13 protein-coding genes are annotated in these 19,243 nt (G+C 43.5%); 3 read left to right on the top strand and 10 right to left on the bottom strand.

Annotated elements, in window-relative coordinates; all coding sequences use genetic code 11:
• Position 1 precedes the first annotated feature (1 nt).
• Together FKX85_RS09635 and FKX85_RS09630 are read right to left on the bottom strand one after the other, a co-directional pair.
• Positions 2-1,084, bottom strand: coding sequence for a 6-bladed beta-propeller (locus tag FKX85_RS09635; protein ID WP_141614525.1), 1,083 nt, complete (start codon positions 1,082-1,084; stop codon positions 2-4).
• A 1,247-nt stretch (positions 1,085-2,331) separates the two neighbouring features.
• Positions 2,332-4,500, bottom strand: coding sequence for a bifunctional alpha,alpha-trehalose-phosphate synthase (UDP-forming)/trehalose-phosphatase (locus FKX85_RS09630; protein ID WP_141614524.1), 2,169 nt, complete (start codon positions 4,498-4,500; stop codon positions 2,332-2,334).
• Positions 4,501-5,148: 648 nt separating this feature from the next.
• Between FKX85_RS09630 and dnaE the strand changes: the two genes are divergently transcribed.
• Together dnaE and trxA are read left to right on the top strand one after the other, a co-directional pair.
• Positions 5,149-9,435, top strand: a complete 4,287-nt coding sequence (dnaE, locus tag FKX85_RS09625) for a DNA polymerase III subunit alpha (protein WP_141614523.1) — start codon at positions 5,149-5,151, stop codon at positions 9,433-9,435.
• 117 nt (positions 9,436-9,552) lie between these two features.
• Positions 9,553-9,873 carry a thioredoxin gene (trxA, locus tag FKX85_RS09620; protein WP_137402371.1) on the top strand — a complete coding sequence of 107 codons (321 nt, stop codon included), beginning with the start codon at positions 9,553-9,555 and terminating at the stop codon, positions 9,871-9,873.
• A 344-nt stretch (positions 9,874-10,217) separates the two neighbouring features.
• Here trxA and FKX85_RS09615 read toward each other — a convergent pair whose 3' ends face one another.
• The 8 genes from FKX85_RS09615 to cmk all read right to left on the bottom strand — a co-directional run bounded on the left by FKX85_RS09615 (position 10,218) and on the right by cmk (position 17,283).
• Positions 10,218-10,784, bottom strand: a complete 567-nt coding sequence (locus FKX85_RS09615; RefSeq protein ID WP_141614522.1) for a DUF502 domain-containing protein — start codon at positions 10,782-10,784, stop codon at positions 10,218-10,220.
• Between the two features lie 120 nt (positions 10,785-10,904).
• Complete coding sequence (gene nqrE, locus FKX85_RS09610; protein ID WP_015265830.1) at positions 10,905-11,516, bottom strand: NADH:ubiquinone reductase (Na(+)-transporting) subunit E; 612 nt, start codon at positions 11,514-11,516, stop codon at positions 10,905-10,907.
• A gap of 14 nt (positions 11,517-11,530) precedes the next feature.
• Positions 11,531-12,214, bottom strand: a complete 684-nt coding sequence (locus tag FKX85_RS09605) for an NADH:ubiquinone reductase (Na(+)-transporting) subunit D (RefSeq protein WP_141614521.1) — start codon at positions 12,212-12,214, stop codon at positions 11,531-11,533.
• 46 nt (positions 12,215-12,260) lie between these two features.
• Positions 12,261-13,010: an NADH:ubiquinone reductase (Na(+)-transporting) subunit C gene (gene nqrC, locus FKX85_RS09600; protein WP_141614520.1), complete on the bottom strand. Its 750-nt coding sequence runs from the start codon at positions 13,008-13,010 to the stop codon at positions 12,261-12,263.
• Positions 12,997-14,199 (bottom strand): NADH:ubiquinone reductase (Na(+)-transporting) subunit B, encoded by a 1,203-nt coding sequence (locus tag FKX85_RS09595; protein ID WP_141614519.1) that lies wholly within the window; start codon positions 14,197-14,199, stop codon positions 12,997-12,999. Before FKX85_RS09595 ends, nqrC begins: the two co-directional genes overlap by 14 nt.
• A gap of 5 nt (positions 14,200-14,204) precedes the next feature.
• Entirely contained in the window at positions 14,205-15,569 is a 1,365-nt protein-coding gene (locus tag FKX85_RS09590; RefSeq protein ID WP_141614518.1) for a Na(+)-translocating NADH-quinone reductase subunit A, read from the bottom strand.
• Positions 15,570-15,696: 127 nt separating this feature from the next.
• Complete coding sequence (locus tag FKX85_RS09585) at positions 15,697-16,593, bottom strand: 4-hydroxy-3-methylbut-2-enyl diphosphate reductase (protein ID WP_141614517.1); 897 nt, start codon at positions 16,591-16,593, stop codon at positions 15,697-15,699.
• A 6-nt stretch (positions 16,594-16,599) separates the two neighbouring features.
• Positions 16,600-17,283 (bottom strand): (d)CMP kinase, encoded by a 684-nt coding sequence (gene cmk / locus FKX85_RS09580; protein ID WP_141614516.1) that lies wholly within the window; start codon positions 17,281-17,283, stop codon positions 16,600-16,602.
• Between the two features lie 185 nt (positions 17,284-17,468).
• Here cmk and ade point away from each other — a divergent pair, with 185 nt between their 5' ends.
• Positions 17,469-19,106 (top strand): adenine deaminase, encoded by a 1,638-nt coding sequence (gene ade / locus FKX85_RS09575; RefSeq protein WP_141614515.1) that lies wholly within the window; start codon positions 17,469-17,471, stop codon positions 19,104-19,106.
• Positions 19,107-19,243 lie beyond the last annotated feature (137 nt).

Raw genomic sequence — 19,243 nt, 5'->3', positions numbered from 1 at the left:
CTCAAAAGAGAATAATGGAAGGATTTGGTTCGACTTCACCAGGCTTCGGGGGATGTTGGACAATCAAATACAGTTGTCCATTGGATTTTGAGTGAGGCATGTATTCTTCTTCAAGACCAGGGACACTAAAGCCCTCTTTGACAACTTTCCCTTCCTCAGTGGTTCTATCATAAATAAACAAATAAGGAGTACTCCTGTAATCATATGTCACCAAATAATAGTTGTTATGAGCCATCACCTTCCTAAGGTGATAGACCTTCTTTTCTCCATCCCAGGCCTCTCTGGAAAATTCAAACCTTACTTTTGGCAGAAGACGGTCTTCTTTTACTTGATATAGCGTATCGCGAACAAATTTCCCAGAATAAGCACGAGGAGGGAGCAAGACAGGGTTGTAGAAATAATCTAGAGAATCGTATTCCGAATAAAACAGTAGAGATGGCTGCCTTCTTGCTCCCCCCCAGGCTCCATGAAGCTTTAAATGATCGGCAGTAAACCTTCCTGTGATTTTAAAATCATCATTGAATCTATAAATCTCAGCTTCTAAATAATATCTCTTGTCGCCATCATTGCTAAACTTTTCCGCTACTGCCCAATATCCTTCCTTGGAGGTTTTAACAAAAAAAGGAGCAGCAGGTAATTTTTCAGACTCATCTATCAGCTTTCCCTCCAGATTGAACTTGTATAATTTGAAGCGATAAGTGTCAGCAATTACCACCGCGTTTTCATCCTCATCAAACGCTATGGAAGTTGGTTGGACATAGGTCTCAGGACCTTCATCAGCCTTTTTACCAATGGTTTTAATGAATTTACCTTCCATATCAAACTGCAAAACCCCATTCTTAACATCATCAATATAAAGATGCTCATTAGAAACAGCAATATCATTGATGTACTTGATGGTGCTATTCCGGGTCATTTCCAAAGGAATTTCTCTGTAATCATTGACAAAATCATCCAGCTGAACCACTTCCTTTTTATCATGATCAATATGAATGACAGGCATATCCAGTGCTGTCTCACCTCCCTGTTGGCATTGAAAAAGAAAAACACTGGCCAACAAAAGTAAGATTACGTTAAGTTTCATAAAATTGAATTTAAAAATTTAGTTATAAAACAAATATTGGCGTTCGCCTAAATTTCAAATATGATCAAAAACTGTCTTTAAATAGAAAATGGAGGTTTTTTTATTCCAATTCCTAAAATGCCCCCATCCCCTAGAGGGGAGCTTTAGAAAGTCCCCCTTTAGGGATTTAGGGGTGTAAACAGTTCATTTTTTCAATTTGACGATTGTTTTCTCGGACGCCAGTACAAAACAAATAAACGTATAACGAAAAAATATGTTAACCTGAGAATACGTTCTCTATGATTTACTGTGGCAGCTATTTTTTTGTTGTTTGCTAAATTCCAGCGTAATCTTCACCTTCTGATCTTTGTTATTTTTTTGCCGTTCGGGATTTTTCCGCTGAGGCGGATCCCTAAGGGGAAATCCCCATATGCCCCACATAAATAGCACAGACACAAATAAGGATAAACAGTTCTATACCTTGCATACGTTAGCCTAACGGCTATGGACGGCCAGACAGGCCTTTCTGAGGATCAAGCGGAAAAGCTGGTGGGGATTAGGGTTGGTTTCGATTGCACGCAGATGATGCAGATTAATAAGATTTACGCTGATTTTTTATAATAAACGCGATTTAAAATACCATCCTTGCGAGGAAGTATAGCCTGTCCCGAGCTATCGGGAACGTGGCAATCCCGTATTAAGAAAACGAGATTGCTTCACTCCATTGCTCTGCATTCGCAATGTCGGATTTATACTGATTTTATAATCTACACATTCCTATTGCTACATTAAAGAGAAATATGCTTACCAAAACCACCTGGAAATCTCTCATCTTCCAGAAATATTGCTTGGTCCTCAAAATGTGCTAAAAAGGAGGCAAGCGAAAAAGTTGAGGGCATGAATCCCTTTATTTTAATAGGATTTCTTTTTTGTTTTTTTGCCACAAAGAGTCTAAGACCCAAAGCTGTTTGTTTTCCATGAAATTTGGAATCCGCCTACAAAACACTTCGTGTCTTGGCGACTTCGTGGCGACATACCAAATGAATATAAATCTTCTCCCGCCCCCAGAAATATTGCTTGATCCCTTTCTGATCAGATAGGTGCAGTAGATGGAATTAAGAATGGAGAAGAATATGCTTACTATAATAAGCAACAATAACAATATATTGCTTAATACAGTAAGCATATTTTAATGACACGCTGTACCTATCGGCTGCCATTTGGAAATACCAGACTTCTTATAGCTAACATCTTCCATTTTAAGCCCTTTAAGTCAGCTTGTTCAGCAGGTACCTTACTTCCTTCGGACTCTTGATATTGTAATTGGCCTTGGTATAGCTGTAGCCCACACGGATGCTGAATGCTCCATCAGGCATCGCTTGGAATGTATCTTCATCTGTCCAATCGTCCCCAATTGCCAAAATAAAATCATAGCTATTTCCCTTCATGAAAGCAGTAGCAGCTCTTCCCTTATTGATATCAGGACGCTTTATTTCAAGCACCTTGTTTCCTTCCAACACTTGCAGGTTATGTCCTCTGGCCATGTATTTCAAGTGGCTGAACAGTTCCCGCATTCTGAGGTCACCCAAGCCGCTCTCTACCTTTCGGTAGTGCCATACCAAGGAATGATGCTTTTCTTCAATATGTGCCCCCGGGGTACGTTGAACGTAATATTCCATCACCGACCTGATATCTGGCTTCCAATGGTCGTCAATTTCGGCATACAGTTCCCAATCTTTTCCGCCATTGATCTTCAACCAAACACCATGTTCGGCAATAATATCCACTTTTTGTCCTTTAAACCATTTGCCCAACGTTTCCTTGTCCCTGCCACTGATAATGACCACTTGGGATTTTTTGGTCAGCTTTCCTACCAGGCTTTTCAACTCCTCATCAGGGCTTGCCTCTTCTGGTTTGCCCTTAAATCCAACCAAAGTACCATCATAATCTAAGAATAAAATGGGCTTCTTCGCTTTTTTAAAATGCTCGTGCAACTCACTGATTACCTCAGCATCCACTTCTTTGGATTGGAGGTCCAGTTGCTTCTGCTTCACATATTGTAAGCGATCCATAAAAACTCTCACCCACTGGAATACATCATAGCGCTGGATCGTTTCCTGCATGGAAACGATTCGGGCGCGCTGTTCCTTTTCGGGCATGGTAATGGCCTGCTTGATCGCCTCCGCTACTCCTTTGTTGTTATTCGGATTTACCAAAATGGCATCCTGAAGCTCCTTGCTGGCACCGGCCATCTCAGAAAGGATCAACACCCCCTTCTTGTTCACTTTACTGGCTACAAATTCCTTGCACACTAGGTTCATCCCATCCCTGAGTGGCGTTACCAGCGCTATATCCGACATGGCATAGAAGGCCGTCAATTCCTCAAATGGAAAACTCCTATAGAAATAATGAATCGGCACCCAGTTAAGGGTTGAATAATCACTGTTGATCCTTCCCACCAGGGTGTCAATATCTTCCTTTAACCTTTGGTAGGATTTCACCTTGTCACGTGAAGGCACCACCACCATGATCATGGATACCTTACCATGGTACTCAGGATTCTCTTCCAGAAACCTGTCAAAAGCCTTGATCCGTTTTGGAATCCCCTTGGAATAATCCAACCTGTCAATCGAGAGCAAGAGTTTCTGATCTCCGAGCAATTCCAAATATTTCTTTGCGATATTTTGGGTCTTTCGGGACTTGGCCGAATTGGCAAACTTATCATAATCGATGCCCATTGGGAAACTGTCCACATTGATGAGGCGGTTTTCAGCTTGGATATAGCCACTTTCATTGGACAAGCCCATGATCCTGCCCACTGCACTCAGAAAGTGTCGCATATCATCATATGTATGGAAACCGATCAGGTCAGCACCACACATACCCGATAATATCTCATGTCTCCACGGCAACATCCTTATCACCTCATAAGAGGGAAAAGGAATATGCTGAAAAAAGGCGATAGTGGCATTGGGCAGCTTTTCGCGCAGCATTTGGGGCAAAAGCAACAGCTGGTAATCATGCACCCAAATGGTATCGTCAGGGCCTGCTTTCTTTAGGATCGCTTCACAAAACATTTTGTTTACCCTCACATAAGCTTCCCAGTGATGCTCATCGTAATTGATATTCTGGGTAAAATAGTGGAATGCCGGCCATAGGGTCTCGTTACTAAAGCCCTCATAAAACTGTTCTATATCTTCCCTGCTCAAAAAAACTGGCGCCATCTTCAGCTCATGTAGCTCAATGATGATCTCTGCCCGTTGCTCCGGATCTTCCACGTCATTGCCTGGCCAGCCAATCCAGATATTCTCTCCTTCCTTATAAATAGATCCCAGACCAGTGGCCAGCCCTCCAGCACTAGGTTTGAATTCAAATTTCCCGTTCTTATGCCGTAAACTAACAGGCAACCTGTTAGAGACAATAATTGTTTTTCCCATAATTATTTAGTGGTTTCCTTAAAAAGAAGAGAAGACAAACTGTATTTTGGTGTGATTCTGACAAAATATATGTCTGAATTTTTACACTTCAATATAACAAAAATCTTGAAAACAAAAAAGTAAACTACGTGGCAAACACTCCCAAAAAGCCTGAAATTAACACCTATTTTAGGTTGATATGATTTGCCTTCAACCCGTTAAAGACAAATTTTCAATAAGTTGACATTTCTTGCATGGTTTTCTTGGCCAGCATCACATGCTCAACATCTACTTCTCCCATTTTTTTCATCAGAAAATTCTACACATACCAGGATTATGGGACAGTTGTAAAAAAATACCATCCTGAATATTTACCCATTATGATCCACGGAGATGTCCCATTTGGGCGGATAGATCAGGAGACAGGTTTGAGGATCGGCAATTAGGCCTGTTATTCATAAAACCATTAATTTTGCTCATGCTTGGTAAATGTGTTTGCCCTGGCAATTAAAGCCTTAAGATCAGTCTTGCCAACAATTCTTCAATCTTCAAATTTCCCAATCCTCCAACTCCCGAAAATACTGGGACAATTACCGTCATGACACTGGCAGATTCAAAAGTTTAAGCTTAATTTAGATTCCCCAAATCCTAAAAATCCAAGGAGTTCCTATGTACATTATTTTTGATACCGAAACCACTGGTTTACCGAGAAATTACAATGCCCCCATCACCGATTTGGACAACTGGCCACGGCTGGTCCAGCTGGCTTGGCAACTCCACGATGAGCGGGGCAAACTGATTTCCCATCAAAACTACATTGTCAAACCCGAAGGCTTCACCATTCCTTACAATGCCGAAAAAGTCCATGGAATCTCCACAGACCGTGCATTAAAAGAAGGCCATGACCTGAAGGAGGTATTGGAGATTTTCCACAAAGATGTAGAAAAAGCCAACTACCTGGTCGGCCACAATATTGGTTTTGACATCAATGTCTGTGGTGCGGAATTTTTGAGAGTGGACCTGCCAATGCAGTTGCTTGAAAAGCAGGAATTGGACACCAAGGACATATCCACTAATTTCTGCGCCATTCCTGGAGGGAAAGGAGGCAAATACAAATGGCCAACGCTAACAGAACTCCATCAAAAACTCTTTGGTGCGGGATTCGAGGACGCCCACGATGCTGCTTATGACGTAGACGCCACAGCGAAGTGTTTCTTTGGACTGATCACCGCCAAAGTACAGGCTCCAGAAGAAGGCATTGCAGTAGAAGAGGTCATTTATGAACCGCCAAAACTCGACGCTGCCAACTTTGCCGCTGCCAAGGACCAACAAAAGGAAGCTGCCCAAGATATCATCAAGCAAGCGCGAAAAGCGGATATCAGTGACTTGGTAGACATCCCATTCAGTCACCTCCATGTCCATACGCAATACTCCATCCTGCAGGCTACCTCAGAAATCCCTGCTATGGTGGCCAGGGCCAAGGAATTCAACATGCCGGCCATTGCCATGACTGACCATGGCAATATGATGGCTGCTTTCCATTTTGTGAAAGAAGCTATGTCAAATGACATCAAGCCAGTGGTGGGTTGTGAGTTTAACATTTGTCGGGAACATCAAAACAAGTCCCAAAAGGACGATGGCTTCCAGGCGGTGTTGCTTGCCAAAAACAAGACGGGCTATCACAACTTAGCCAAATTGGCCTCATTTGCCTACACCCAAGGTTTTTATTATGTCCCCAGGATCGATAAGGAACTCCTGGTTCAGTACAAAGGAGATATCATTGCCACCACTGGCGGACTTTGGGGGGAGATTCCTTTCCTTATCCTGAATGTCGGTGAGACCCAAGCTGAAGAAGCCTTTTTATGGTGGAAGGAGCAGTTTGGAGAGGATTTTTACGTGGAATTGAACCGTCACGGAATCCCGGAAGAGGAAAAAGTAAACGAAGTCCTGCTTCGATTCGCCCAAAAGTACAACGTCAAGTATTTTGCCGCCAACAACACCTACTATAACACCAAGAATGACGCCAAGGCGCACGACATTCTCCTCTGTGTCAAAGACGGTGAGAAAGTCGACAAGCCGAAAAAGTACATTGGCAAAAAAGGCCGGGAATTCCGCTACGGCTTCCCCAACGAAGAGTTCTATATCAAAACGCCCGAGGAGATGAAAAAGCTCTTTGCTGATCTCCCTGAAGCCATCGAATGTACTAATGAAATCATCGAAAAAGTAGAGGCCTACAAACTGGCAAGGGAAGTTTTGCTGCCCAAGTTCAATATTCCAGAACGGTTTCAAGACCCACAAGATGATGAAGACGGCGGCAAGCGTGGCGAAAACGCCTATTTGCGCCACCTTACCTACGAAGGAGCCAAGAAACGCTATCCTGAGATCACTGAAGAAATCAGGGAACGGCTGGATTTTGAGCTCTCTATTATTGCGAACACCGGGTATCCGGGGTATTTCCTGATCGTGCAGGATTTTACCACGGCCGCCCGGGAAATGGGTGTATCCGTAGGGCCTGGCAGGGGGTCTGCCGCCGGCTCTGCAGTCGCCTACTGCATCGGCATTACCAATGTGGATCCAGTCGCATATGACCTCCTTTTTGAGAGATTCCTAAACCCGGACAGGGTTTCACTTCCCGATATTGATATTGACTTTGATGACCACGGTCGTCAAAAAGTAATCGATTATGTAATCGAAAAATATGGTGCCAATCAGGTGGCACAGATCATCACTTACGGTACCATGGCGGCCAAATCGGCCATTCGCGATACAGCGAGGGCACTTGACCTGCCATTGTCAGACGCAGATCGCCTGGCCAAATTGGTCCCAGACATCAAGCTGAAAGCCCTCTTTAGCCTGGCCAATGACCGGGCCAAACTCGCCGACAAGCTCAAAAACAACTCAGAGAACATCGATAAGGCCTACGAGCTGATCAACATCTCCAAGGGCAACGACGACCTGTCCAAGACCATCAACCAGGCAAAGATACTGGAAGGATCCGTACGAAACACAGGCATCCACGCCTGTGGGGTCATCATCACTCCGGATGACATTACCAATTTTGTCCCTGTAGCACTTGCCAAAGACTCGGACATGTACTGCACACAATTTGACAACTCCGTGGTGGAAAATGCAGGCCTGCTGAAAATGGACTTTCTTGGCCTGAAAACCCTCACGCTGATCAAAGACGCCATTCGCATCGTCAAGGAGCGTCATGATGTGGAGCTGGATCCGGAAAACTTCCCCATTGATGATACAGAAACTTATGAGCTCTTTCAGCGTGGTGAAACGGTAGGGATATTTCAATATGAATCCCCTGGCATGCAGAAATACATGCGTGAGCTGAAACCCACGGTATTTGCCGACTTGATTGCCATGAATGCGCTCTATCGTCCGGGACCTTTGGAATACATCCCCAGCTTTATTAAAAGAAAGCACGGGCTGGAACCCATTGCTTACGATCTGGACGATATGGAGGAATATCTTCAGGAGACTTATGGGATTACAGTGTATCAGGAACAGGTGATGTTACTTTCCCAAAAACTGGCAGGTTTTACCAAAGGCGAGGCAGATGTCCTGCGTAAGGCCATGGGTAAAAAGCTCCGTGACGTCCTGGACAAAATGAAGCCTAAATTTGTCAACCAAGCCGCTGAAAAGGGCCACGACAAAACCAAGCTAGAAAAGATATGGAAGGACTGGGAAGCCTTTGCCTCTTATGCCTTTAACAAGTCCCACTCCACCTGTTATGCATGGATAGCGTATCAAACAGCCTATCTCAAAGCACATTACCCTGCCGAATACATGGCTTCCGTGCTGAGCAACAACATGAATGACATCACCCAGGTCACCTTTTTCATGGAAGAATGTAAACGCATGGGGATAGAAGTACTGGGGCCTGATGTCAATGAGTCCAAAGATGGCTTTACGGTAAACCAAGAAGGACAAATTCGATTTGGTTTAGCGGCCATTAAAGGTGCGGGTGGTGCGGCTGTTCACTCAGTAATCGAAGAACGGGCAGAAAATGGCCCCTATAAAAACATATTTGATTTTACCCAGCGCATAAACCTACGGTCGGTCAATAAAAAAACGCTGGAATCACTGGCCATGGCCGGAGGTTTTGACTGTTTCCCTGATCATCACAGACGGCAATACCTGGAAGCTTCCGAAAATGATGCCACGCTCATCGAAAAAGCAGTAAAATATGCCCAAAAGAAGGCCCAGGAAGCTGAAAGCTCGCAAGTATCCCTTTTCGGAGGAGGTTCAGGAATGGAGGTCCCCATGCCAAGCATTACCCCTATAGAGCCTTTCAGCCAATTGCAGCAACTAAACATCGAGAAGGAAGTAGTCGGACTTTACATCTCTGGGCACCCCTTGGATCAGTTTAAGGTAGAGTTTGATTCTTTTACCAATACGCCCTTATCGGAATTCTCCAATACCGATGTCCTGAAAGCCAAAGGTGAAATCAAAGCAGCTGGAGTAGTAACATCCTTTGCCCATCGTACCACCAAAAACGGCAATCCCTTCGGTACATTGACCCTAGAGGATTATAACGGGGGCCATACCTTCTTTCTATTTGGTGAAGATTACATCAAATACAAAGAGTATTTCATGACTGGATGGTTCTTATACTTCACTGGAAGTGTTCAAGGCAAACGCTGGAACCCGGACGAACTGGAATTTAAAATAGGCAACATCATGCTACTAAATGAGGTTCGAGGCAGAATGGTCAAAGGCTTGCGCCTAAACATTAGCCTCGACGACCTTACCCTGGACTTAATGGAAAGATTGGAAGCCATTACTTCCAAGTACAAAGGAGAAGCCAAACTCTTTATCAATGTCACCGATGTCAAGGAGCGAATTGCAGTGGACCTAAGGTCCACCAAGTTTCTGATAGACCCTTCTCAAGACATGATTAAAGAATTGGAAGACATCCCGGAAGTACAATACAAAATCATTTAATGCTGCAAATACTAAGGCACTTGACAAAATATTTCCCTCATTAAGGAACTAAATAAAACCTAAAATACTTTAGAATATTATATTTGAGGAAAATTGAAACTTAAAACAAATAATAAAATGGCAAAAGCAATTGAAATTACCGACGCAAACTTTGAGGAAATCATCAAATCAGACCAACCTATCCTAGTAGATTTCTGGGCTGAGTGGTGTGGGCCTTGTAAAATGATCGGGCCAGTAGTAGAAGAAATTGCTGGCGAATATGACGGAAAAGCGGTGATAGGTAAAGTCGATGTAGATGCAAACCCTGCTGTAGCCTCTAAGTTTGGCATCAGGAGTATTCCTACACTTCTCTTCTTCAAAAACGGCGAAGTGGTGGACAAACAAGTAGGTGCCGTACCTAAAGCAGTGCTTGCTCAAAAACTAGAAGCTCAAATCTAAAAAAGCATATAACTCCAACAAAAAGGCTCCTTAACGGGAGCCTTTTTTTAATCAATATTGTAGAAAGGGGGCTTGATTATTAACGGATCAAGCGGAAAAGTTGGGACAAATACAATTCAACCCGCATTATGCATTGGGATTCTGCCTACTGTCGGGAAGTTTTTAATAAGTTGACAAGGGGAATTCACCCCTACTGTATGTACCCTATGTTCCTATATTATTAGCCCAAACCATCCCCCAAGAATATAGCCTAATCCAAAATGAAAGGATCTGAGACAATATGCCTAATCCGCATCACTTGTGTTTCTTCTAATACAACTACATTGCGCCCATCTTTCTGATTGCTACTTTTTAGCTCTGCTTAATTCAGAAACGCCACCCGAAACAATAAACTTCATTACATCAGCACTATTTATCCCTTTCAATACCCGAACATTAGTCTTGGGCACTAAAAAGCAATTGCCACTAAAGTTATAAGAATGAGGAAGGTAAATGGCCACCAAGTCCTCCTCATCAATCACAGACAAATCCTCTTGGGTAATAAATCCCAAACGACTAACATGCTCAGAGAGCTTTACAATTACAGGGGTGTTAAATTTCTTTTTGTCCCCCACAAAAGCAGACATCAAATCCTTGATACTGGTATAGAGAATATTGACCAAAGGAATTCTAAATAACCACCTTTCGATCAACTCAAAAATGGGTTTGGTTATGAATATATTGGCCAAATAACCAACAAAGGTAATTAGGCCTAAAACAATCAAGATCCCCAGGCCCGGAACAGGTACCGGCAGCAAATTATCTAAAAACTGAACGATATAATAAATTATATATACCGTCAGTACCAAGGGAGTCACAAAAAGCAACCCTTTAAAGAAATAATTAACGATACGCTTAGAGGTAAATGACATAATGATAATGGTTTGATACTCACAACAAACCATAAAAGTAGTATCTTAAATTAGTATTGGCAATAAAAAAGCCCTACCAATAAGGCAGGGCTCTTCACTATTTTTATTTTTCTGGGTGTCTTACAGATCAATCCCCATAAATGACATAAAGGCAATGCCCATCAACCCGGTAATCAACATCGTGATACCGAGACCTTTAAGACCATTTGGCACGTTAGAGTATTTCAACTTTTCACGAATGGCAGCCAGCGCTACGATCGCAAGGAAAAACCCTGTACCGGAACCGAATCCATACACACCTGCTTCAGCAAGGGTATAATCCCTTTGTGCCATAAAAAGTGACCCACCCAAGATGGCACAGTTTACGGCAATAAGCGGAAGGAAGATCCCCAGTGCACCATACAAAGCTGGCGCAAACTTCTCCACTACCATTTCCACCAATTGCACCATCGCTGCGATAATAGCGATGAACATAATAAACCTCAAAAAGGTCAGGTCAATAGTGGCAAAAGATTCACCAAGAAAGGACAATGCTCCCTCTTTCAGTACAAATTCATTCAAAAGCCAGTTCAAAGGTACCGTAATCGTCAATACAAAGATTACGGCAGCACCAAGACCTAAGGCTGTACTTACCTTTTTAGAAACGGCCAAGAATGAGCACATTCCCAAAAAGTAAGCAAATACCATATTGTCAATAAAGATTGACCGGATTCCCAAGCTAAATAATTCCATCTCTTAGCAATATTTTAATGTTCTACATATCCTGTCTTGGTACGCTGTACCCAGATAATCAATCCAAGGATGATAAAGGCACCTACCGGGCTCACCATCAAACCATTGGTGGCCAAGGAGAAATCCCCTCCGAACCAAGACGAAATGGTATCAAAAACAGGGATACCGAATACTGAACCTGATCCCCACAGTTCCCTAAAGAAAGCTACCGTAAGAATGATCCAAGAATACCCCAGCGCACTACCAAATCCATCCAATACGGAGTCATAAGGCTTATTGCCTAAAGCAAATGCCTCTAGACGTCCCATTACGATACAGTTGGTAATGATCAAGCCTACGAATACAGACAATTCCTTGTACATATCATAGGCAAATGCTTTCAGAATTTCATTCACCAACGTCACCAAGGTAGCTACTACCGCCAACTGCACAATGATCCGAACACGAGTAGGAATGGTGTTTCTCATGATTGAGATGGTCAAGTTAGACATCACGATCACAAAGATCACAGAAAGTGCCATTACCAAAGTAGGCTTCATCTGTGTGGTCACCGCTAATGCAGAACAAATCCCCAATACCTGAATGGTAATCGGGTTATCATCTACCAGCGGATCAGAAATCAATTTTTTTCTTCGCTTCGACAGAAAGGCCTCTGCGGGCTTTTTGATTTCTGTCTTTTCTGCTGTTTCTGTACTCATATCAAATTATGTTGAGACGTTCTACAATATTTTTAAAGCCAACCAATTAGGAATTACCTTTTACTTTGTCCATGTAAGACTGATAGTATCCCAAATAGTTTTTCAGCATTTTGTTCACTCCATCACCGGTAATGGTAGCTCCGGACATACCATCCACCTTATGTGGCTCTGCTGAATAATCCTTCCCTTCACCTTTCTGCATACTTACGGCTTGTAATTCTCCGCCTTCACCAAAAATCTCCTTTCCATGATACCTTTGTTGTACATCAGTTGAAGTAATTCTAGCCCCTAGGCCCGGTGTCTCCCCAGCATGGGAAAATGTCACACCCTCTATGGTATTCAAGTCTGTCTGCAATGCCAGATACCCCCATATGGAATCCCATAATCCTGCTCCATACAGCGGTAGGATATAAGCGACCACTTTGTCCTCACTGCCTTCTTCATGATAAATATAAACAGGGTAAAGTCGCTCTTCAGCTGGCTTTTTATAGTTTTTGGCCACATCCACCGTTTCTGCTGTTACTTCGGCTCCTTCCTGTTCAGTCACTTCTTCCCCTTTGATATTTACCACTTTTGCAGAAATGGTATTCTCATAGTATTCATTGACCTCTTGGGGTTTCATGGCAGCAATTTTTTCAGCATCCATTACGGCACCTAAAATTTGCTTCTTATTATCCAGCGCAACGGCTTCCTTCTGGATAGGCCCCAATAGCTGGGAAGTACCTGAAAGTAAAAAACCGAGCACTACGGTAAGGATTACCGAGAATGTAATGATATATGTATTAGACTGTTGCACGTTGTAACCTCCTTTTCTTGTTTGCTTTCACAACATAATAATCAATAAGTGGAGCAAAGACGTTCATTAATAGAACTGCCAACATAATGCCCTCTGGATATGCGGGATTGGTCACCCGAATGATTACGGTCAAGAAGCCAATCAGCAGACCATAAAGCCACTTTCCTCTTTCCGTCTGCGCCGCAGAAACAGGATCCGTAGCCATAAATACGATACCAAAAGCTACACCGCCCATAACCAAGTGATAGTGTGCCGGCATAGCCATAAATTCATTGGCTGCAAAGGCATTCATGATCAATCCCATGATATAAGTACCTGCAAAACCACTCACGATGATTTTCCAGCTCCCTACGCCTGTAGCAATCAGGATCAAGGCACCGATCAAGCACATCAAGGCAGATGTCTCACCGATAGATCCGGGGATAAAACCAAAGAACATATTGGCAAAGCTGTACAGCTGATCGCCAATGGCTGAATTATGGGAAGCAAGGGCACCGGTAACAGCCTCACCACTTTGGCCTGCGTTATAGGCAACAGAAAGTGCTGTCGCTCCTGAGAATCCATCTACTGCAGTCTTCTCACCCAAGTAGGTCCAAACCTGGTCACCTGAGATCTGAGCCGGATAAGCAAAGTACAAGAACGCCCTGGCCGTCATGGCTACATTCAGGATATTCATTCCTGTTCCACCAAAGACTTCTTTGGCAATCACTACGGCAAAGACTGTTGCCAAGGCTACTTGCCAAAGCGGCATACTCGCGGGTACCACAAGCGGAATTAACATTCCTGTAACCAAAAAGCCTTCATTGATTGGGTGTTTCCGGATCACAGCAAATACTGCCTCTGCAATCCCTCCTGCGGCATAAGCAACAATAACAATTGGCAGCACCAATTTCAAACCCAGCAAGAACTTTTCACCAAAGCCAACAGCTTCTCCTACTGCCAGGTAGTGCTGCTCGCCCACATTATAGATCCCAAATAGCAGACAAGGCAAAAGTGCTATCACCACGGTGATCATCATACGCTTCAGATCAATGGCATCTTTCACCTGAGCACCTTTTATACCCGTTGTATGGTTTGGAGAAAACATAAATGTCTCTCCTGCCTCATACAAGTAATATAAATTCTCAAATTTACCTCCCTTTTGAAAGAGGGGTTTCTGTTTATCTAACAGATCACGTAGAAACTTCATATTGATTAACTATATTGAATTAGTTCTATTCCTTTTCTGACAATGTCTTGAACGGGATGTTTTGACACGTCGATAAACTCGCACAGTGCCAAATCTTCCTCGATTATTTCATAAATCCCCAACTCTTCCATTTCATCGAAATCCTCTGCCATAATGGCCTTCAGAAGGTAGACTGGGAAAATGTCCATAGGAGTGACCTGCTCAAATACCCCTGTCTGCACAAATGCCCTTTCCTCACCTCGTGCATTGGTATCCAATGCATATTCTTTATTTGGTGAAAGGAAAGACAATAAGCCCAGTGCACGGTGGAAACTCAATTTACTACTGGTCGGCTTGGCCCAGCCCATAAACTCATAATAGTCGCCTTCAGGGAGTAAGGTGATTTGGTGGTCATAGTACCCCAAATACCCATCGTGATTGATTTTTTCTCCAGTAAGCACATTTCCGGAAACTACTCTAAAATGGTCAGACTTGGTGTTGTCTGCTACCAGCTTATCCACACAAGCACCTTGATAGGTTTTTGTGTAAACGGTCTTAATAGCCTCAGAACCTGTGATAGCGATAACTTTGGAAGTATCATAAATCCCTTCCAGAAAGAGCTTCCCGGCTTGAACCACTCCATAAGGGTTGATCGTCCAAGCTATTTCCCCTTTGTTGATAGGATCCAGGTGATGAATCTGCACACCTACATTTCCTGCTGGATGTGGCCCCGAAAACTTATTCACTTCTACACCTTGAACACCAGCATATACTGGCGACACCTCGGAATCTTGGTCCAGGTTAAGGTGAACTTTTCCGGAAGTGAGCTTTTTGAGGATGTTTAGGCCTGCTTGGAAGTATTTTTCCTGTCCTTTCAGAAGTACACCATAATCAGGTGCGAGTGGGTGGGAATCAAATCCTGAGATAAAGATCGCTTTAGGGTCATCTTCCGGATTGGCTACGATCCCATAGGGACGTTGGATGATTTGCGGCCATACACCACCTTTTAGGAGAGCACCAATCGCTTGCTCTTTTGTGAGGCTTTTGAGATCTGACTCAGAAAACTTATCAAATTCCTCATAGCTGATTTCTTTGTCAGCCATGATTTTGATCTCTAACAGTTTTCTTTTTTCACCTCTTTTGATCTCAACAATCTCTCCTGAAACGGGAGCTGCATAAAGAACGGATTCAAGCTTTTTGTCAAAGAGAATTGGCGTGCCCGCTTTTACGGTATCCCCTTCTTTGACGGTAACTTTTGGACGCTGCATACCTACAAAGTCTGTAGGCTTAATCGCGAAGGTCTGAGCCGGCTGGAAAGCTTCAGTTTTCTTTTCTGCCTTTCCCTCCAGCTTAATATCAAATCCCTTCTTAAGCTTAACTAGTTTTGACATATTTTATTTGAAACTATATGGTCCTTTGAAAAACGCCTCAAATCTAATAAAATACATTAGTTATTAGAAGCTAATTGGCCGAATATTTACAGGCGGCACTTGGTCTTTTTTAATTTTATCTCCACTTTCAGACCTGTGCTACGGGCTGGTCCAGTGAGTTGATGTAAGCCATCACTTGCTCCATAAGCCACATGGGCGTGGATGTAGCACCACAAATCCCCACTTTATCACCGCTGGCAAACCATTCTGGATCTATTTCTCCCTCATTTTCCACAAAATAACTCCTTGGGTTTTGGGCCTTACAAACTTGGTATAAAGCCCTGCCATTGGAACTTTTTTTGCCTGCCACGAAAACAATTACATCATTTTCACTGGCAAACCGTGTCAATTGCGGTTCCCGGTTGGACACCTGACGGCAAATGGAATCATTGGCGGTAAAGTCAATTTCCTCCAGGGATTGGTTCGCGGCCGCCATTTTTTCTTCGATCTTGGCCTTCAGGGCATAAAAGCCCTTTGTGCTTTTAGTGGTCTGGCTAAACAGGGTCACTGGCTTGCTGAAATCGATCTTTTCCAAATCTTCATCCGCCATCACCACAATGGCCTTCTCCAGGGTTTGGCCGGTAAGCCCGATGACCTCGGCATGGCCTTTTTTGCCATAAATGACAATCTGGCCTTCCTTTTTCTCTATTTTATCAAATGCCGTCTTCACCCGATGTTGGAGTTTCAGTACGACAGGGCATGAAGCATCGATCAGTTCAATATTATTTTCGATGGCCAATTTGTAGGTTTCGGGGGGCTCACCGTGCGCCCTGATCAGGACTTTACAGTCTTTCAGCTCCTTGAGTTCATCGCGATTGATCACCACCAGTCCCTTATCACTCAGCCGTTTTACCTCCATGTCATTATGGACAATATCCCCTAGGCAGTACAGATGACCACCATCCTCCATCTCATCCTCTGCCATCTTGATGGCAAACTCCACCCCAAAGCAATAGCCCGAGTTTTTGTCTATCGTTACCTGCATTTCTTGTTAGTTTTCTTCAATTTTCTTCTTGGCCAAATCCGTGATTTGATCAATCTGCTCTTCAAAATCCAATAAACTTGTATCGATTTCTACAGCATCATCTGCTTTTTTGAGCGGGCTTTCTGAACGGCTGGAATCTATCCTGTCCCTTTCCTCAAGGTTATGGATGATTTTATCCAGCTCGACCAATTCGCCTCTTTCCAGCAGCTCCTTCTGCCTCCTTTCTGCCCTGATCTTGGTATCTGCGGTCATAAACACTTTTAATTCCGCCCCAGGAAACACCACCGTACCAATATCCCTTCCGTCCATCACCACTCCTTTGTGCTTTCCCAAACGTTGTTGCTGTGCTACCAGTTCGTGTCGGACTTCTTTGATCTTACTTATCTCGCTGACTTTTTCGGAAACTTCCATACTCCTGATTTTCTTCTCCACATTCAGCCCGTTCAGGTAGGTGTCTTGGTGATCGCTCGCCTCATTTTGATGAAAGGCAATCTCCAAACTATCCAACGCTCGTCGGATATCTTTTGGGTTAGTCAGTTCAGTGAACTTGTTGATGAAATGCAGGGTAGCTGCCCGATACATGGCTCCAGAATCTATATAAGTATAGCCTAATTTCTTGGCCACTTGCTTGGCTGTGCTACTTTTACCACAGCCTGAAAAGCCATCAATGGCAATTACAATTTTCTTCATTTCAAAAATTCACTGTACTAAACTCTTTTATGGTGCAAATATAAAGTTTTTGGGTGGATAATTATGGATTATCAAGGACTAATGAGCCCATTATCCTAGGAAGCAGCCTCATAACCCACTGAGTCCAAAAATTTCATGCAAATTCCCTATATTTAGAATTATTCCACCTAAAACAAGTGTTAAAAATGAGTACTTTTTCTATTAAAGGCCAGGTAGTTAATATCCCAGAGCGAAAAATCTCACCTGCCAAGGTCTCCGTTGAAGACGGAAAAATCACCTCCATTATCCCTATCAACAGCGCTCCCGATATTTTCTTAATGCCCGGATTTATAGATGCCCATGTCCATGTGGAATCCTCCATGCTGATACCTTCTGAATTTGCGCGACTGGCGGTGGTCCACGGCACTGTAGCCACAGTCTCCGACCCTCATGAAATCGCAAATGTCTGTGGCAAAGATGGGGTGGATTATATGATAGAAAATGGTAAAAAAGTAAACTTCAACTTTTACTTTGGTGCTCCCTCTTGTGTTCCCGCTACCCCATTTGAAACAGCCGGTGGAGAAATCACGGCCAGTGACATCGATGAGCTCCTAAGCCTAAAGGAAGTCGCCTATCTTGCAGAAATGATGAATTGGCCCGGAGTGCTCAACCGGGATCCGGCGGTAATGGAAAAAATAACCATTGCAGCGAAACACCAAAAACCCGTCGATGGCCATGCGCCTGGCCTGATGGGAGACGATGCTGCAAGGTACATTTCAGCCGGCATCTCCACTGATCACGAATGCTTTACCAAAGAGGAAGCCCTGGCAAAACTCCAACATGGCATGAAAATCATCATTCGAGAAGGAAGTGCCGCTAAAAACTTCGATGCGCTGATTGATCTTATCGATGACCATGCAGATAGCATGATGTTTTGCTCCGATGATAAACATCCGGACAATTTGGTGATAGGCCATGTCAATCAGCTGGCTACAAGAGCGGTGGGCAAAGGAAAAGACTTGTTCAACGTACTTAAGGCAGCTTGTATTAATCCCATCACACACTATCGCATGGAGGTAGGCCAATTACGGCCTGGCGATCCTGCAGACTTTATCATCTGCAAAAACCTGACGGACTTTAAAGTGGCCGCCACTTATATTAAGGGAGAAAAGGTAGCCGAAAATGGGCAGTCCCTCATCACTTCGGTACCTAGCAGCCCCATTAACAATTTCAATACTTCCCTAAAAAAACCAGAAGAATTCAGGATCAAAGCCTCCTCTCCCCATGCCAGGGTCATTGAAGCCATGGACGGCCAATTAATCACTAACGAACGTACTGAAGCTGTTCAGGTAAATGATGGTTTTGCCGAAGCCAATATAGCCGATGATATTTTAAAATTCACCGTGGTCAACCGGTATCAAGATGCGGCTCCTTCAATGGCTTTTATCAAAAACTTTGGGCTCAGGGAAGGGGCTATCGCTTCCTCAGTAGGCCACGATTCGCACAACATCCTGGCCGTGGGCACGGACGATGGATCAATTGCAAAAGCCGTCAACATGATCATTAGGGAAAAAGGTGGCATTTCGGCTGTTTCTACTACCGAAAGCATCGTGCTGCCCTTGCCTGTTGCGGGCATCATGTCTGCAGAAGACGGGTATGAAGTGGCCAAAGCTTACACCAAAATAGACCGAATGGCAAAAAAAATGGGGTCCAAACTGGATTCCCCTTTTATGACCTTAAGTTTTATGGCATTACTGGTTATTCCATCCCTAAAATTAAGCGATAAAGGACTTTTTGACGGCACCACCTTCCAGTTTACTTCACCCTTTTTTCCTGAAAATTAACTCACCGATCATTTAACTATTTCAATAAAACCGTGTATATTACTGAATACAATTGCTTGTATTCAATTTACAATTTCACCAACATATTTTAGTTAAATTGATTCAAAAGCTCAGAAATCTCTGGAATAAATTCACAT

The organism is Echinicola soli (assembly GCF_006575665.1).
Classification (GTDB): Bacteria; Bacteroidota; Bacteroidia; order Cytophagales; family Cyclobacteriaceae; genus Echinicola; species Echinicola soli.
The sequence above is the reverse complement of the archived record's forward strand: the minus strand, read 5'-3'. Positions and strand labels throughout refer to the sequence as shown.

What these genes read in the sequence shown, in the direction of transcription:
- FKX85_RS09635 (WP_141614525.1), bottom strand. Translation starts at nt 1,084, where the DNA reads ATGAAACTTAACGTAATCTTACTTTTGTTGGCCAGTGTTTTTCTTTTT.
- FKX85_RS09630 (WP_141614524.1), bottom strand. Translation starts at nt 4,500, where the DNA reads ATGGGAAAAACAATTATTGTCTCTAACAGGTTGCCTGTTAGTTTACGG.
- dnaE (WP_141614523.1), top strand. Translation starts at nt 5,149, where the DNA reads ATGTACATTATTTTTGATACCGAAACCACTGGTTTACCGAGAAATTAC.
- trxA (WP_137402371.1), top strand. Translation starts at nt 9,553, where the DNA reads ATGGCAAAAGCAATTGAAATTACCGACGCAAACTTTGAGGAAATCATC.
- FKX85_RS09615 (WP_141614522.1), bottom strand. Translation starts at nt 10,784, where the DNA reads ATGTCATTTACCTCTAAGCGTATCGTTAATTATTTCTTTAAAGGGTTG.
- nqrE (WP_015265830.1), bottom strand. Translation starts at nt 11,516, where the DNA reads ATGGAATTATTTAGCTTGGGAATCCGGTCAATCTTTATTGACAATATG.
- FKX85_RS09605 (WP_141614521.1), bottom strand. Translation starts at nt 12,214, where the DNA reads ATGAGTACAGAAACAGCAGAAAAGACAGAAATCAAAAAGCCCGCAGAG.
- FKX85_RS09595 (WP_141614519.1), bottom strand. Translation starts at nt 14,199, where the DNA reads ATGAAGTTTCTACGTGATCTGTTAGATAAACAGAAACCCCTCTTTCAA.
- FKX85_RS09590 (WP_141614518.1), bottom strand. Translation starts at nt 15,569, where the DNA reads ATGTCAAAACTAGTTAAGCTTAAGAAGGGATTTGATATTAAGCTGGAG.
- FKX85_RS09585 (WP_141614517.1), bottom strand. Translation starts at nt 16,593, where the DNA reads ATGCAGGTAACGATAGACAAAAACTCGGGCTATTGCTTTGGGGTGGAG.
- cmk (WP_141614516.1), bottom strand. Translation starts at nt 17,283, where the DNA reads ATGAAGAAAATTGTAATTGCCATTGATGGCTTTTCAGGCTGTGGTAAA.
- ade (WP_141614515.1), top strand. Translation starts at nt 17,469, where the DNA reads ATGAGTACTTTTTCTATTAAAGGCCAGGTAGTTAATATCCCAGAGCGA.